At 50.7% G+C, this 15,580-nt stretch carries 21 protein-coding genes; 9 read left to right on the top strand and 12 right to left on the bottom strand.

Annotation, left to right across the window (positions count from 1 at the left end):
- Positions 1-43 precede the first annotated feature (43 nt).
- Both B8P98_RS17515 and rluE read right to left on the bottom strand, forming a co-directional pair.
- Positions 44-502: an NUDIX hydrolase gene (locus B8P98_RS17515; RefSeq protein ID WP_064323396.1), complete on the bottom strand. Its 459-nt coding sequence runs from the start codon at positions 500-502 to the stop codon at positions 44-46.
- A gap of 16 nt (positions 503-518) precedes the next feature.
- Positions 519-1,169: a 23S rRNA pseudouridine(2457) synthase RluE gene (rluE, locus tag B8P98_RS17510; protein WP_080924350.1), complete on the bottom strand. Its 651-nt coding sequence runs from the start codon at positions 1,167-1,169 to the stop codon at positions 519-521.
- 240 nt (positions 1,170-1,409) lie between these two features.
- On the opposite strand from rluE, the gene icd reads away from it, so the two are divergent.
- Complete coding sequence (gene icd, locus B8P98_RS17505; protein ID WP_004150800.1) at positions 1,410-2,660, top strand: NADP-dependent isocitrate dehydrogenase; 1,251 nt, start codon at positions 1,410-1,412, stop codon at positions 2,658-2,660.
- A 111-nt stretch (positions 2,661-2,771) separates the two neighbouring features.
- Here icd and B8P98_RS17500 read toward each other — a convergent pair whose 3' ends face one another.
- The 10 genes from B8P98_RS17500 to racR form a co-directional block, all read right to left on the bottom strand.
- Positions 2,772-3,914: a site-specific integrase gene (locus tag B8P98_RS17500; protein WP_000741346.1), complete on the bottom strand. Its 1,143-nt coding sequence runs from the start codon at positions 3,912-3,914 to the stop codon at positions 2,772-2,774.
- On the bottom strand, positions 3,904-4,140 hold the full coding sequence (locus B8P98_RS17495) for an excisionase (protein WP_000089156.1): 237 nt from the start codon (positions 4,138-4,140) through the stop codon (positions 3,904-3,906). Before B8P98_RS17495 ends, B8P98_RS17500 begins: the two co-directional genes overlap by 11 nt.
- 300 nt (positions 4,141-4,440) lie before the next feature.
- Positions 4,441-4,659 carry a hypothetical protein gene (locus B8P98_RS17485; RefSeq protein WP_095033269.1) on the bottom strand — a complete coding sequence of 73 codons (219 nt, stop codon included), beginning with the start codon at positions 4,657-4,659 and terminating at the stop codon, positions 4,441-4,443.
- The gene (locus B8P98_RS17480) at positions 4,652-5,440 is read right to left on the bottom strand and encodes a hypothetical protein (RefSeq protein WP_095033268.1); all 789 of its coding nucleotides are present in this window, start codon (positions 5,438-5,440) and stop codon (positions 4,652-4,654) included. Before B8P98_RS17480 ends, B8P98_RS17485 begins: the two co-directional genes overlap by 8 nt.
- A 212-nt stretch (positions 5,441-5,652) precedes the next feature.
- Positions 5,653-6,207: a hypothetical protein gene (locus tag B8P98_RS17470; protein WP_095033267.1), complete on the bottom strand. Its 555-nt coding sequence runs from the start codon at positions 6,205-6,207 to the stop codon at positions 5,653-5,655.
- Positions 6,200-7,276, bottom strand: a complete 1,077-nt coding sequence (locus B8P98_RS17465) for a DGQHR domain-containing protein (RefSeq protein WP_095033266.1) — start codon at positions 7,274-7,276, stop codon at positions 6,200-6,202. The genes B8P98_RS17470 and B8P98_RS17465 overlap by 8 nt, the downstream gene beginning before the upstream one ends.
- On the bottom strand, positions 7,273-8,061 hold the full coding sequence (locus B8P98_RS17460) for a ParB/RepB/Spo0J family partition protein (RefSeq protein WP_095033265.1): 789 nt from the start codon (positions 8,059-8,061) through the stop codon (positions 7,273-7,275). Before B8P98_RS17460 ends, B8P98_RS17465 begins: the two co-directional genes overlap by 4 nt.
- On the bottom strand, positions 8,061-8,360 hold the full coding sequence (locus B8P98_RS17455; protein ID WP_095033264.1) for a hypothetical protein: 300 nt from the start codon (positions 8,358-8,360) through the stop codon (positions 8,061-8,063). The genes B8P98_RS17460 and B8P98_RS17455 overlap by 1 nt, the downstream gene beginning before the upstream one ends.
- Positions 8,361-8,769: 409 nt before the next feature.
- The gene (locus tag B8P98_RS17450; RefSeq protein WP_004184742.1) at positions 8,770-9,924 is read right to left on the bottom strand and encodes a type I restriction endonuclease; all 1,155 of its coding nucleotides are present in this window, start codon (positions 9,922-9,924) and stop codon (positions 8,770-8,772) included.
- 170 nt (positions 9,925-10,094) lie between these two features.
- Positions 10,095-10,571, bottom strand: coding sequence for a DNA-binding transcriptional repressor RacR (racR, locus tag B8P98_RS17445; RefSeq protein WP_004184740.1), 477 nt, complete (start codon positions 10,569-10,571; stop codon positions 10,095-10,097).
- Between the two features lie 101 nt (positions 10,572-10,672).
- Between racR and B8P98_RS17440 the strand changes: the two genes are divergently transcribed.
- The 8 genes from B8P98_RS17440 (at position 10,673) to B8P98_RS17400 (ending at position 15,570) form a co-directional block, all read left to right on the top strand.
- On the top strand, positions 10,673-10,936 hold the full coding sequence (locus B8P98_RS17440; RefSeq protein WP_004202052.1) for a helix-turn-helix domain-containing protein: 264 nt from the start codon (positions 10,673-10,675) through the stop codon (positions 10,934-10,936).
- A 28-nt stretch (positions 10,937-10,964) separates the two neighbouring features.
- Entirely contained in the window at positions 10,965-11,417 is a 453-nt protein-coding gene (locus B8P98_RS17435) for a YmfL family putative regulatory protein (protein ID WP_024250321.1), read from the top strand.
- Positions 11,418-11,654: 237 nt separating this feature from the next.
- Positions 11,655-11,834, top strand: a complete 180-nt coding sequence (locus tag B8P98_RS17425; RefSeq protein ID WP_095033263.1) for a DUF4222 domain-containing protein — start codon at positions 11,655-11,657, stop codon at positions 11,832-11,834.
- On the top strand, positions 11,824-12,792 hold the full coding sequence (locus B8P98_RS17420; protein WP_095033262.1) for a helix-turn-helix domain-containing protein: 969 nt from the start codon (positions 11,824-11,826) through the stop codon (positions 12,790-12,792). Before B8P98_RS17425 ends, B8P98_RS17420 begins: the two co-directional genes overlap by 11 nt.
- A complete protein-coding gene (locus tag B8P98_RS17415; protein ID WP_095033261.1) occupies positions 12,789-13,598 on the top strand; it encodes a DNA adenine methylase in 810 nt (269 codons plus the stop codon). The genes B8P98_RS17420 and B8P98_RS17415 overlap by 4 nt, the downstream gene beginning before the upstream one ends.
- A gap of 9 nt (positions 13,599-13,607) precedes the next feature.
- Positions 13,608-13,985 (top strand): RusA family crossover junction endodeoxyribonuclease, encoded by a 378-nt coding sequence (locus B8P98_RS17410; RefSeq protein WP_000779146.1) that lies wholly within the window; start codon positions 13,608-13,610, stop codon positions 13,983-13,985.
- A 12-nt stretch (positions 13,986-13,997) separates the two neighbouring features.
- Positions 13,998-14,978 carry a DUF968 domain-containing protein gene (locus B8P98_RS17405; RefSeq protein ID WP_095033260.1) on the top strand — a complete coding sequence of 327 codons (981 nt, stop codon included), beginning with the start codon at positions 13,998-14,000 and terminating at the stop codon, positions 14,976-14,978.
- Between the two features lie 13 nt (positions 14,979-14,991).
- Complete coding sequence (locus B8P98_RS17400; RefSeq protein WP_004899672.1) at positions 14,992-15,570, top strand: DUF1133 family protein; 579 nt, start codon at positions 14,992-14,994, stop codon at positions 15,568-15,570.
- Positions 15,571-15,580 lie beyond the last annotated feature (10 nt).

The raw sequence follows: 15,580 nt of genomic DNA, 5'->3' as shown, positions 1-15,580 counted from the left end.
ACATTGAACTTCGAGGCGGCGTATTCTAGCACGCGCTCACCGTTCATTCACCCCCTGTGAACGGCCAGTTAAATGCGCCAATCAGCGACAGCGGCTGGCGCGGGTCCTGCAGATAGCAGCGAATGCTTTCGGCAACCAGCGGCGAGCGCAGGTTCGGCGCGTTAAGAATTTCCTCAGCACTGAGCCACAGGCAGCGATCGATATCGCTGTCGTGCGGTTCGGTGGCGCACAGATCGCTAAGTTCGATGGCGAACAGGAAGCGCAGAAACGGGGTGTTATCGGGAGCGAGCCACTGGTGCATGCGGATGAAGTGCTGCGGCGTGGCGCGAATGCCGGTCTCTTCCCACAGTTCGCGTTCGGCGGCCTGCAGCAGCGTCTCATTGGCTTCCAGATGGCCCGCCGGCTGGTTCCACAGCGCCTTGCCGTTAATGGTCTCTTCGACAATGAGAAATTTATCCTCGGCGTGAACCACGCAGGCAACGGTGACATGAGGTTTAAACATCGCTTTTCCTTGTTAGTTATTCGGCTTTGCGCCATTCGCCGTTGACCAGCCCGTCCAGCGTATAGCCGCCCATGGCGTAGCGGATCAGGCGCAGGGTGGGAAAGCCGACGTGGGCGGTCATCCGCCGCACCTGGCGGTTACGTCCCTCATAGAGGGTGATTTTCAGCCAGCGGGTGGGGATCGATTTGCGCTCGCGAATAGGCGGGTTGCGCGGCCACAACCACCCGGGCTCGTCGACAAGTTCGACGCCGGCGGGCAGGGTGGGGCCATCGTTGAGGGTGACGCCATCGCGTAGCGCGGCCAGCGCCTCGGGCGTGGGTTCCCCCTCCACCTGGACGTAGTAAATCTTGCCGGTGCGTTTACCCGGCTGGGTCAGCTTCGCCTGCAGCGCGCCGTCGTTGGTCAGCACCAGCAGGCCTTCGCTGTCGCGGTCAAGCCGACCGGCGGCATAAACGCCCGCCACGGGAATAAAATCTTTCAGCGTGCTGCGTCCGGCTTCGTCGGTAAATTGCGGCAACACATCATAGGGTTTATTGAACAAGATCACAGTTTTTGGCTGGCGTTCTTTACGTTGTCTGGTGACTTGTTGTGTGCTGAATCGCTCAACGCGATGTTTTCTAAATGAAGTTTTCTGCATGGTATTTTCAGGCTCTATCAATTGCCGCATTATAGCCTAATTACGAATGCCTTTCATGGACGCAAACATTCAGGTAGTATTGACATGCTCATTACAAATTATTAACAAAAAATTGCTCAAACCGATTCGCACTACAGGCAGGAAGGCGACACGGACGCGATAGCTCCGGTTAGCGGGAAGACCCGGTACGCCGAAGCTGGCCGACTCAGCCAACACCAGGCTCGCGTGAAGAGGGAAGAGCAGAACCAGAAGCGCTCGAAGGAGAGGTTAATGGAAAGCAAAGTAGTAGTTCCGGCGGAAGGTCAAAAAATCACCCTGCAAAACGGCAAACTGAACGTCCCGCATAATCCGATTATCCCGTTCATTGAAGGTGATGGTATCGGCGTTGACGTTACCCCAGCGATGCTGAAAGTGGTTGATGCCGCCGTTGAGAAAGCCTATAAGGGCGAGCGTAAAATTTCCTGGATGGAAGTTTATACCGGTGAGAAATCGACCCACGTCTATGGCCAGGACGTCTGGCTGCCAGCTGAAACCCTCGATCTGATTCGTGACTACCGCGTTGCTATCAAAGGTCCTCTGACCACTCCAGTCGGCGGCGGCATTCGTTCTCTGAACGTAGCGCTGCGTCAGGAGCTGGATCTTTACGTCTGCCTGCGTCCGGTACGTTACTACCAGGGCACCCCGAGCCCGGTTAAGCACCCTGAACTGACCGATATGGTTATCTTCCGTGAAAACTCAGAAGATATCTATGCCGGTATCGAGTGGAAAGCCGACTCTGCGGAAGCAGACAAAGTGATCAAATTCCTGCGCGATGAGATGGGCGTGAAGAAAATTCGCTTCCCGGAACATTGCGGCATCGGCATCAAGCCGTGCTCTGAAGAAGGCACCAAACGCCTGGTGCGCGCCGCGATTGAATATGCGATCACCAACGATCGTGATTCCGTCACCCTGGTGCACAAAGGCAACATCATGAAGTTCACCGAAGGCGCGTTCAAAGACTGGGGCTACCAGCTGGCTCGCGAAGAGTTTGGCGGCGAGCTGATCGACGGCGGCCCGTGGGTGAAAATCAAGAACCCGAACACCGGCAAAGAGATCGTGGTAAAAGACGTGATCGCCGATGCGTTCCTGCAGCAGATCCTGCTGCGTCCGGCGGAATACGACGTTATCGCCTGTATGAACCTGAACGGCGACTACATCTCTGACGCCCTGGCGGCACAGGTTGGCGGTATCGGTATCGCCCCGGGTGCCAACATTGGTGACGAATGCGCGCTGTTCGAAGCGACTCACGGTACTGCGCCGAAGTATGCCGGTCAGGACAAAGTGAACCCGGGCTCCATCATCCTGTCCGCAGAGATGATGCTGCGCCACATGCAGTGGTTCGAAGCCGCAGACCTGATTGTCAAAGGCATGGAAGGCGCTATCGCCGCCAAGACCGTGACCTATGACTTCGAACGTCTGATGGAAGGCGCTAAGCTGCTGAAATGTTCAGAGTTTGGCGACGCGATTATCGCGAACATGTAATCCCGTTGGTGGATTAAGTAAAAGCGGGAGCCGATGGGCTCCCGTTTTTTTGGAGTGTGCGGAGGCTTCCCCAAAACTTCCCCAAAATTCTTCCCCAAAACTGATTGAAGATCATACTGCTTTTTTACCAACAATGATCCACTCTTTACCGCGGTCATCATTGTATCTGTCAGTCATTTTCATTGTTTTGTGGCCCAATAGTTTCTGGGTGTCTATCCCTTGCTCACGATACAAGCGCTCGGAAAGTGATCTCTGTTCATGGAAAGTCGGAGCTGTTCCCTCTTCCCAGGTTAGACCGCTTTTATCCCGTGCTTTCTTGAACGTTGAAGTAAGTGTCTTGGCTGACACTTGGTCACCACGACTAGCCTGTGAGGTGCTATGGCGAAAATGAACAAGGTATTTACTCACCACAGCATCTCTACATTTTGAAATAACATCACTCAGAGTAATATTTAACGCTTCATTTCTGAGAGAAAGGGGAATGGCTAATCGAGTTCCTGTTTTCTCCTGCTCAATATGCAGCATATCATCCCATACATCCGAAAACTTCATATTGCAAATATCTCCTAGGCGTTGCCCTGTTACAATGGCAAGCAACATTCCACATTGTAAATAAGGTTGTTGTTGTTCGGCGGATGTATAAATAGCCTTCCATTCCTCCAGAGATAGCCTTTGTCTGCTTATCTTGTTTCGTGGCTGTTTCGTTGCTTGGGCAGGGTTGTATCCTGGCGGAACGTGACCAGCATGTTGAGCCTCCTTAAAAACATCTATTAGTACCATGCGTACAACTTGAGCCATCCTGTTATGACCCTCTGCCTTAACAGCATCTGTTATTTCGGAAATATCAAGTGCTGTAATATCTTTTAGATATTGCATTCCACAATGTTCCCGAAAAAGACGGATTGGTTTAGCTTTCTGTCGAAAAGAGTTTGGGCGCAGCTCGTTGTGTTTCAATCTTTCCTCCTGCACCAATTCATATTTGTCGAGCCATGAAGAAACTGTAATATCCGTGCGGTTTCCTTTCATGCGAGCTAGGCGCTCGTTAATACCAAGGATCTGCCTGGTTCGCTGCTCTGCAATAATAGTATTTGCTTCACTTGCCACCTGCTTTGCTTCAGCTTCGTCCGTGCCGAGGCTGTGAAAACGACCAGATATCGGGTGTTTGTATTGCCAGTAAACCTTTCCGGTACGTTTATCAAGTTTGCAATATAGGTTTGGAATAGTGATTTTATGGGTACGCGGTCTAGCTGCCATCGCTAATTATCCGTCTCAGTTTTGGGTTAACATTTATTGGAAGTTGCGGTTCAGCAACTACACCTATAAAACGAGCTTCTTTGTCAACCATCCAGCGCCGTCCGACTCTCATCGGTGGTGGCGCTATCATCTGACCTTTAGCGTATTTTTTTAATACTCGCTCGCTAGGGGCTTCACTGCCGAATTCATCTTTCGCCCATTCGAGTAAAGAGACCATACGTGACATTTCTTCTCCACATACCGGCTGCACCCGGTTATCGAACGTTATAAGCACATGACGAGCAACCACCACGAATCCCGTCATTACATCTTCTGCATAGCTGGTGGTCTCGATCATCCTTATCTGTTTCGTACATCTTCAGTTTGGCAATCACCGTTTTAGATTCTGGGAGAATCTGTTTGCGAAGGTTTGCAACTTCATCGGCTAATTCCATAAGACGGCAATGAAGGACCTTTGCTTCATACTTATACCAGGCTAAATCATCCCGCATACGCCTCCATCGCCGGCGCTTTAATTTACTTGGCATCAGTCATCATCCTCATCATCGTCGTCATCGCAGGATGCGAGCAATGGATTCATTCGCCGCCCTACCTGGCAGGCGTACCCGCGGCGACCGAGGTTGTGTAGCACGCTGTAGATTTCGAACATTTCGGTTCGCTCATCACCAACATCAAGCTCACAGGCCAGCGTGTGGCATTCAGTAGCGAGCGCCGATATCTTCTCAAGCAGTTCGACCTTATTCACCTTTCACCTCCCTTGGTGTGGCTGAAAAATGCTCAACGCCTTTAGCCCAGATTTCTTTGATGGTTGTCCAGGTGACAGGTACTGTGATTTCAATTCTCCCGCTGCCGTCGCAGGTTTCGCACTCATCATCACCAAAGCATTCCGGACAGTTTACGAACTTGGTTTCTGAAAACTCACCGGATAGCGCCCCCTTTGCACCGTTCTCAGCAGTTAACCTCATCGGTACCATCACGTAACCATCTGGAATTACCGGAGGGTTGCCAGCCTGGAGAATAGATTTCAGTGCCGCCCTCGGCATTGCCGACCAGGCAAGAAATACGCTAGGCCTGTCGATATCCTCGGTCGGGAGAGTGTTTTCGATTTCGTCCAGCGCATCGCTTAGCTTCTGAAATGAGTCGTCTGGAACAACATGGCAATCCCCCCCGTCAACATCTTGCTGACAACTATCATCAGCGAGTTCGAATGCGGCCCCGCAAACGTTTAGGAGCATTTCAATAACGCGACGGTGTTCTGCTGTTACGCAATTCTCCGGCACTACCGGCGCTGGCTGCGCGTGGCGATAGAGCGGCAGTACAGCCACATCACCATCTTTTGCGACAAATTCTGCGCGACGTTCATCGTTTGTAACATGCCATTGCTCACGATAGTGCCATGTCCACGCCACCGGCTCGCCGTCCATTGCGGCCAGCGCCATGCGGGCCAGCTCTTTGCTTTCACCATGCTTCAGGAATCCATCTTCAGCGATTTCCTGCAGGCGCTCTCTGGTTAATTTGCTGTTCATTGGTCCGCTCCTGGCTTATTGATGCGCGATGTTATATTCCGACCGCAGTCGCAGCAGTAGAAAGCTTTCCCGCCGCGAATGCCGCTGGTGTGCTGCCCCTCAAGGAATGAACCATCCCAAGCATAAAACTGCTTGAAATCCACAACCTCTTTCGTGTGGAATCCATTCTCACCGCCGCAGTGCGGGCATGAACTCGGGTTTTCTATAGCCATCTACTCAGCCTCCACCTTGATGCCAGCGGCGGAACCGGATAGCCCAATGAATGTTTGATACCAGTTTTTTGTGAGTGTTTCCCACTGCCCAACTGTAAGAGGCGCGTATTCGGCAGCGTCTTTCAGCACATCAGCAAGCCCTTCGGCTTTCAGTGCATTACGGACTTCAGGAGTAAGCAACTTCACACTGACGGTGCGGGACTCCAGCTCGGCGATGCGCGCCTGCAACTCCTCGCAGTGGTCCGTTATCCCACGGCATTGAGCTTTCCAGTAGGTTTCCATCCCCTGCGCCTTCTCCAGCGCCTCTACCAGCGCATCAATCTTGTCTTGCTGCGCTTTCCACGCAGTTTCTGGGTCTGCGCATTCCGCAAAATGCTCTTCGCCTTCACCACAGTGCGGACAATAGCAATCTGAATAATCACCAGAGTCGCCCATAGGTTCGCCACCACTCAATTCACTGCTGGGATAAATTTTTCCACAGTCGCACTCAACCAGGTAATACGGATAGTCGACAGTACGGCCACGCAGTTGCGCCAGTTCGGTGATATCAGTCATGGCTGGCCTCCTTACCGCGGCTAACAGACAAGTTTTTATTCACGATGGCATCCATCAGACGTGCTGCAGCCGCCTTTTGAGCAGATACATTCGCAATGACCGTTGGCCTGGCTTTCTCACAGCTGGCACAAATCCCGTCCCATGATGAAATAAGGAAAAAGTCTTCACGCTCGGCAATGCCGGTATTCATAACCAGATCCTCAATCATCAGCGTGACCCCGCGAACTCCCCGGCCTTCGCTTAGCCGCTGAACTGCGTAACCAAAGGCATTAATCATCACGGCATGGAACTGGATATACTCGCGTTTATATTCGACCTGATTCGTACCGCGGCGAATATCATCTAAACCTGTCAGCATAAGCCACGCATTCCATAACCCTTCAAGATCATCCTGTGAGCAGGAACCTGAAAATTTTGCTGTAGCATCACTAAGGGCTTTGAAGCTGACCCACTTATCACTTTTCGCAGGAACGACGTTATGCTCAAAATCGGTGACTTCAGAAAAGACGTCGTGTGAACTGATAAAGCTGACCATCTCCTGCGCGTTCTTATCGCGCCCGTTATAGGCCATGTTGATAGCCGCAGATGGCTTCGAAACATTGTTGTTAATGTCCGAGAAAAACTGCTGCCGCGTCTTCAGTGGCAACTGCAGAGTAAGCATCATCGGAACATGGATAGGTTCATCAATGGTGCGGCAATACTCCGCAATACCGGCTGCACGATGCTGACCATCAAACAATTTAATCTCGGCATCCATCGGGAAACGGGCCACCCCGACATTAGTGTTTCCGAACTCTTCGAATTCAACATACGAGTCGCAGTTACCCACAAGTGGCGGAATAATGAACGGCTCCTTGTTCTCGTATGCTTCAAGGAGATACTGATAAAACTTTTTCGCCCTGGCGGGGTTCAGTTCTCGCTGAGATCGATCAAGGGTGTCCCCGTAGTTATCGCTGGCGAGGACTCGCGTTAGTGTCCGTGCAGGTACTGTCAGCATCAGGACAATTGAATCCCCCTGAGTTCCACGCGACGCCGGAAATTCAAAGAAATGATCGCCTATTTTGCTCATAATGATTCCTCCCCAAGCACCCAACGAAGTGCGCTTGCATACTCACCCTCGGCTGATTCCAGGGCTTTTGTGATTTCTTTGCGGGTTTTCAGGCGTGGCTTTGCATCACCGAGGATCTGACGCTGACGCCGGGCTTTTTCATGACCGGTTGTGCCAGCAGTTGCCGCTTCGATTTTAGAGACCTTCTCCCGTTGCTCTTCGGGTTTAAGCGATGCCAACTGACGCGCCTGGGTAACAGTGACCGTTCCGGACTCCACTGCATCGCGAACAGCTTGGGTGGCATCCAGCAGTGACAGAGTTGCGCGTACGGTCTGGACACTCACGCCAAACATCAGCGCTAAATCATCCTCATCGTGCCCGCGCTCCAGCGCATCAGCCATTTTCTTTGCTCGGCCCAGTGGCGTATCTGCCTGGCGGATTTCGTTAGCACTTACCATCGCCTGCGCCATGCGAACGGCGGAGCCACGTTTAGCGACTGCTGGAACCAGTAACGGTTCTTTACCCTCTTTCAACAGTCGCTTGTTGGCTTCCAGTGTATGGCGCACACGCTGGCGACCATCGACTACACAAGACAGCCCAGTCTCCGGGTCTTTCCAGACGATAATCGGCTCAAGAACGCCCTGGTCCATGATGTTCAGTACCATTGCTTCGCTGATAGGCAGGTGGATACGCTCATCGTAAAGCGGGTGCGTTTTGTCGGTAACCAGGTGCAGTTTTTCAGGTTCAAACGCTAATACGTTCGTTTTGCCACTGGCGCCGTATACAAGCTTTGAGTCTTTAGCCATCAGAGAGCCTCCACGTTACGGAATCTGGTGGGGCAAATTGCTTTCAAGTCGCGCATTGCTTCGAGGACATGCAGATTTGTGCGCTTCTTGGTGTGTCGCTCGGTCAGACGATCACACTCTTTCGCCCATGATTTGACCTCTGCGAGAAGGGCGTCACGTTCGGTGCGCGTCTGGCGCAGAGCTACATTCGAAACATCGAGGACGGTAGCCAGTTCCTTGATGATTGCTGCCTGTGCTGGTGGCATAGTTTTGGCTATTTCGTACGCCTGTTTAATAAGTTGATTTGCTGTCTTAGCCATCTTTTGTTCTCCATCTGACGCGCTGCAACGCGTAAATTTAGGGTGCAGCAACCCAACCCATGAGAATGGGTGAATAGCTGGTTAAAATTTCTTGCTGATGGGGGACCGCCACTGCAATGGCGGTACGTTAGTTCTCCACACAACACAGAAGAGCACCTGCGGCCGCAAATCCGCTCGGGCGGATTGTGTTAGGGCACGTCACTCGGTGGTGCTCTGATGTCTTTTGTAAAAGGGCGAACCAGAAACAATGGGGAAACTGGTGCCGCCAAGATGACATAGTCCATCAGACTCACTTGATGTTAGGTTATGCCTAATGTCATGTCAATAGGCTTAGCCTAATGTTGGTCGGCGGTCAAAAAAAATCCCGCATAAGCGGGATTTGTGTGAAATAAAGCTAGTGTTTTTATGATTATGGACGACGCTTTCTGAAATTCTCATCATTCTGTACATATTGTAAAGAATCAAGGATTAAACCTGAAATCCTTAATACATCCTCGGGATGTTCAATGAAAATACGATTGTTATCATGTTCAAGTCCGGCTCTTTTAATTTCATTACCGGTTATTTCATTGATATCAATTGGTAACTGTATGTTTGAGCGATTCTTCTTGTCATAATAGCGAACCAGCCAGCGGTTTGTTTTTCCTTGGAAAAGAATAGAGTAATAGGACTCTGTATCTTTGGCTTGAAGTTCGTATGCAGGGCCTATAATAGAACAGATTTTTTCAAATAAAATTCTTTCATTATAGGTTGTTACTATGTTGGGGTTCTCTGCATCGACAATATCTGCGCGCTCATCAATTACATTATTTTCAGTTACATCAGCAGGGGATTCTAATTCAGGAATAGATGTTCTTGATGAAAGACCAGAAACAACCATTTCACTTACTGACCTCTCTACGGCCTGCCTCACCAATGGAGTTATTGTTTCTATAAATCTTTGATTTAATTGACGACCAATATTTGCTCGTCCTGCAACATATCTAACAAATTCATGATCTACTTCCCGAAGGCTTGTACTCACGACTTTAACAAATGCAGAAATATAAACACTCTCTTCTGCAAGGGTTCTTAGGGCCTCTGGTTTGAATTTGTCATGGCGGAATCTAAATAATTGCTCAGCATCAGAATCTTTAATGTCATCCATCATGATTCGTAAAAATGGCGTTGAATCCATTATATTTTTTTCATTGAGATCCGTAAAAAAGCGCCATTCAATTCCATTAGTAATTGCTGATATTGTCACCTCAGGAGTAGAATTAAAATACCTAGATAATTGAGGACAATGGTTGTCCATTTTTTCTTTACAACCTTTGGCCTCAATAAACATAACGGGAACACCTTGGCAGAATAGAGCATAATCTACACGCTCACCCACTTTCACACCAGGGAAGTCCGCACCATATTCAGCTTTGACTTTTTGCGGATCATATGCGTTAAAGCCTAGGATGTCCAAAAAAGGAAGTATCAAAGCCTGCTTGGTTGTCTCTTCCGTTGTGCAGTGTTCTCTAACATTTTTAACATGTTCAATGTGATTTTTAAGACGTACTTTGAAGTTTTCCATGCATCCTCCATGCAAAGTGAAAACCTGCTGTTAAATCAAAGCAAGTCACAATCCCGGATAGGCTTCATACAAGCCAATCCCCCACAGGGATTGAGTTATGCAAGCGAATCAATCTCAGAGCTTTTAACATGTATGGAGCTTAGAGATATTGTCCGTTAGACCATATAAGCTTAAGCTCTGGCTTTCGTTTGTTTTTTTCCATCTTCCTCCTGCTCTGCCCATCTCCTTATCTTCATCTCTAATGAGTCTAAATATGCTTTAGCATCGCTATCTACCCAGCCAGGTATACGCTGTCCTTGCTCTAAGAGGACAAAATCAATGATAGCCTTTTTTTCTCTCGAAGCCTTATTATAGAGCTCGTCAATAGAACCATTTTTAACTATGGGATCTGTTGCGGGCTCACATGTATCAGTTAGCGGGTATCCCTTTAGTCCCCAGTGCTCGGGGCCCACAACATCAGAAAAGTAGTTCCAAAGCTCTGGTAGCTTCTCTTTCGATATGGAGCCTTTATTGATCCAGTCATGGATTGATGGGGGTTTTATTTTGAAATGACGTGCGATTTCCGCCTTACTCTTGGCAGAACCTATTGAAAGCTTCTTGTCTATGGCCTGCTCGATCGCTCGGCCCAATTCTTTACCACTAAGCATTGCCTAATAATCCTCATAACCTATAGCTTAGGCAATTCCTATTGATTGTTTATTAGGCTTAGCCTAATATCTGCTTGTGTGGAAATCATAGGAATCCGTTTATGAGAAGTAGCCTTGAAGCAATCAGTGAAGCCTGCCGCATTGTTGGGGGACAAGCCGCTTTGTCAAGGAATCTAGGCATCTCATCACCAACAGTGAATCAATGGACAACGGGCATTAGGCAAATACCTGCGGAACGATGTCCTGCGATTGAGAAAGCTACTGGTGGTGCTGTCACCTGCGAAGAGCTTCGTCCTGACATTGACTGGGCCTATTTAAGAGGTGCAGCAATGCGAAAGCTTAATGTCACTGCATCAAATTTGTAACTACCACCCGAGTTTGAAAGGAGTAGGTATGAACCTCAAAGAAGTCGTGAAATCTATGTGCAAAGCATATCCAGGTGGGCGCGAAGCAATGGCTGGCGCACTGGGAATGACGGTGACGCAGTTTAACAACAACCTTTACGAGAAAAACGGCTGTCGTTTCTTCGAAGTCAGCGAACTGGAAGCGATGGAGGACATCTCGAATACATCTCACCTGGCTGAATATTTTGCCCGCCGTCGTGGTGCTCTGCTGGTGGATGTTCCGCACCTGGAAGAACTGGACCGCGTGGACTTGTTTAGCCGGGCAATGCGTACCTCTGCCGCCAGGGGGCAGGTTGATCAGATTATCGAACAGGCGCTTGAAGATGGCGTTATTGAAAGGCACGAGGCCGAAGAAATCATGGTGCATCACCGCCGTCACCTGGCAGCTCGTGAAGAAGAGATTGCCGCAATCATCACGCTTTTTTCACGCAAAAAGAAGTGACGCCAGCGAGTTGCAGCTCCTGGCGTCGTGGCGTGTCGTTATCAGTGGAGATTACTAACGCATGAACAGTTTATCAACACAATACCGCAGGTCGCAACTTGTAGCGCGGCCAGTTCCTGGTGGAGCAGGGCCGGTGCAGTTCGTGTATGGGGTAAGAGTACCAGGCGGGTTCGAGCCTGTCTGCTACCAGTTTGCTCAGTGGGTGGTAGGGGACTTCAACGGCCAGGCGGAGAAAGTATGCGAGAGCTCAACCGATGCTTCAGAGATCACTACGGAGTCCCGGTCAGGGTCATACGCTGGGAGCCCCAGACACAGCGCGTTATATACCTGCGTGAAGGGTACGAGCATGAATGCTTTAGCCCCCTTGAGCAGTTCAGACGTAAATTCAGAGAAATAAAGGACGATCATGAGCACTAAATTAACAGGATACGTCTGGGACGCTTGCGCATCTTCTGGGATGAAACTATCCAGCGTGGCAATCATGGCGCGCCTGGCTGACTTCAGCAACGATGAGGGTGTTTGCTGGCCTTCTATCGCAACCATATCCCGTCAGATTGGCGCTGGTGAGAGTACTGTCAGAACGGCGATTACTGCGCTTGAGAAAGAGGGGTGGCTCACTCGTACGCAACGCCGCAACGGCAACCGTAATGCATCGAACGTCTACCAGCTCAACGTTTCCAAACTACAGAAAGCGGCATTTTCTCACCTGTCAGTTTCTGACACGTCAAAATCTGACACATCAAAATCTGAACCGTCAAAATCTGATGCGTCAAAAATTGACCCCTCAAAATTTGAGGCGTCGGAATCCACCAAAAAAACCGGTTTTGACCCGTCAGAATCTGGGGGGGATCCGTCAGTAAAATCAACTACTGATCCATCAGATATAAATCCTTCTTGTCCGGACGCTTCGCAACCGGACGAACAGGGCTCTGCAGATGAATTTCTGTCACGACATCCTGACGCGGTGGTGTACAGCGCTGCAAAGCGGCAGTGGGGAAGTCAGGACGATTTAACCTGCGCCGAGTTCATTTGGGGGAAAATTATCAGCATGTACGAACTGGCCGCTGAAAGTGATGGTGAGGTAGTTCGGCCTAAAGAACCAAACTGGACCGCATGGGCGAATGAGGTGCGCCTGATGGTGATGCAGGACGGGCGAACCCATAAACAAATTTGCTCACTTTTCAAACGCGCCAACAAAGATTCGTTCTGGTGCAAAAACGTGCTTAGCCCGTCGAAACTTAGGGAAAAATGGGATGAGCTGTCGTTAAAACTTTCTGCTCCACTCAATAGCTCCCGCCAGGAGTCGTCCATTTCGCGAGCCAGCTTCGACGGGGTTGATTACTCATTGCCAGAAAACTCGGGGTTCCGCACATGAGCAAGCCATTTCTCAAATGGGCTGGTGGAAAGTATACCCAGCTGGCTGATCTGTTCGTGCATATCCCGGCAGGGAAACGCCTGATAGAGCCATTCGTTGGTGGTGGGTCTGTGTTCCTGAACAGCGAAAAGCACGCAGATTACCTGCTGGCGGACGTTAACCCGGACCTGATTAATCTGTATCAGATGTTAGCGGTGGTGCCGGATGAAGTGGAATTAAAGGCCCGCTGGATGTTCGAGCACATGCGGTCACCAGATGGCTATGAGCTGATCCGTTCCGAGTTCAACGCTCAGACGCTGGATGCTACTGAACGCGCAGCTGCATTCCTGTATCTCAACCGGCATTGCTTCAATGGCCTGATGCGCTACAACCAGGCGAACAAGTTTAATGTGGGTTGGGGAGGCTACAAGGCCCCGTATTACCCGATGGATGAGATGAAAGCCTTCGCGGCTATGGCGCATAACTGCGTATTCATGACTGCTGATTACCGCCGGACAATCAGCCTGGCCGGGAAAGGGGATGTGGTTTACTGCGATCCGCCTTACGAACCAATGCCGGGAACAACCGGATTCACCGCCTACGCCGCTGGTGGTTTTAACTGGGAGAACCAAATAGACCTGGCGAAGCAATGTGTATCTGCCTTTCATCGTGGGGCTCGGGTCGTGATTTCAAACTCATCCGCCCCGAAGGTTCTCGACCTGTACCGGGAGCATGGTTTTAACCTGCAATTCATCAATGCGCGCCGTTCGATCTCCTGCAAAAGCAGTACGCGGGAAGTCGCAAAAGACGTTGTAGCGATCCTTTAAGGGGGCTAAATGAAACTGACTTTACCATTTCCACCGAGCGTAAATAGTTACTGGCGCGCCCCGAGCAAGGGACCGCTGAAAGGCAGGCATCTGGTAAGCGAGACAGGGCGCAAGTTCCAGCAGGCAGCGAGAGCGGCGATTATTGAGCAACTGCGGGCCGTTCCCCGGCCATCCTCAGATCTGGCTGAGGTTCACATTGTGTTGTATCCGCCGGATCAGCGCCGTCGGGATATCGATAACTACAACAAAGCACTGTTCGATGCCCTGACCCTAACCGGCGTCTGGGAGGATGACAGTCAGGTTAAGCGCATGCTGGTGGAGTGGGGGAACATCGTGAAGAAAGGGAAAGTAGAAATCACCATCCGTCGTTTTCGTGCAGCTGCCTGACGTGGAGATGATATGAGAGCACTACTAACCCCTGAGATTGCCCCACGCATGGGCGTTGTTCTTCTTCGCCCAAGTGCTGATCTCATGCCGATGTTCAGGAGAGGACGGGTACTGATTGAGCCTGCACCGGAAAAATACAGCGACTACGCAACCGGCGCTATCCCTCCCGCCACACAGCCACTGGCAGAAGACCCGGTTTTGAAGCCAGTCTTCGAAAACAAAGACGTCATTCTGCGCGCGGGTGGTATCAGCTCGCTGGAGGCCGAGCTGGAGCGTCATTTTGAATGCCAGTATCCCCATGGCTCATGGCACAGCGAAAATTTTACGCTGTTCCGGCATGAGCCTGGCAGCATCCGCCTTTGCTGGGCCTGCGATAACCTGCTGCGTGATCAGTACACAGAGACGCTGGCAGGCATTGCGCGTGAGAACCTGGTATCCTGGCTGATAACGGTCATCCGCTCACAGCTGGGGTTCAACGAAGACCATCAACTGACGATCCCCGAGTTGTGCTGGTGGCTGGTGATAAACAATCTGGCACACGTAATCCCTGAATCGCTGGCCCGTAAAGCCCTGCGATTGCCGGAAATAAAGCATCAACCAGTGACGAAGGAGAGCGATATTGTGCCGGAGCCAGCGGCGAGCGAAGTGGTGCAGAAAAAAATTCTCGGTCTTCGCGTAGATCCTGAAACGCCGGAATCATTCATGCTGCGACCAAAGCGCCGCCGCTGGGTAAACGAGAGCTGGACGCGCTGGGTTAAGTCCCAGCCGTGTGTCTGCTGTAACAAACCAGCAGATGATCCCCATCACCTGATAGGCCACGGACAAGGTGGAATGGGAACAAAAGCGCATGACCTGTTTGTGTTGCCGCTTTGCAGAGCGCATCACGACGAGTTGCACGCTGACACCGTGGCATTTGAGGAGAAGCACGGCTCACAGCTGGAGCTGCTGTTTCGATTTCTGGATCGTTCGCTGGCAATTGGCGTGCTGGCATAGTGGAGAACGCATAATGATTAACCCGTCCGAGGTTGGAAAAGCTGGTGAAATGGTCAGGCTGAAAACGCTGGAGGCCATCTGGATTCAAGGGAAGCTGCGCATGTGGGGCCGCTGGTCTTACATCGGCGGCGGTAGTGGCGGCAATATGTTTAACCAGTTACTGGCTTCCGGGAAAGTCACTAAAACAGCCATCAACGAAGCATTACGCCGGATGAAGAAGTCTGGCATCTCGAAGCCAGAGCTTGAGGCGTTTTTTCGTGAAATACTCGCGGGGAAAAACAAAAGCGGCCTGGCCTTCTGTACAGACGATGAAGGACTGCTGATTGATAAGGTACTGGGGGCAGTCCTTATTACGGGTGGTCACAAAGAGCTGTATCACCTGCTGGTGGAGCATTACCGGTTACGGAAGAGCAAACGCCGCATAGCGGAAGAGCTCTATGAAAAGCATCCCGACTGGTGCTTTATGACCTGTAGACGCAGAGTTGATACGTGGCTTAGTTTGGCAGAATCGATGCTGTACGCACCAATGTGTGACGCATTCGGCACAAATGGCGACAGATTTTACTTGCAAAGTGAGCCAGAAACTGCTTGAATTGTGATAG

The organism is Klebsiella quasivariicola, from assembly GCF_002269255.1.
GTDB lineage: Bacteria > Pseudomonadota > Gammaproteobacteria > Enterobacterales > Enterobacteriaceae > Klebsiella > Klebsiella quasivariicola.
Note: the sequence above shows the minus strand (reverse complement) of the source record. Positions and strands in the feature narration are given on the sequence as shown.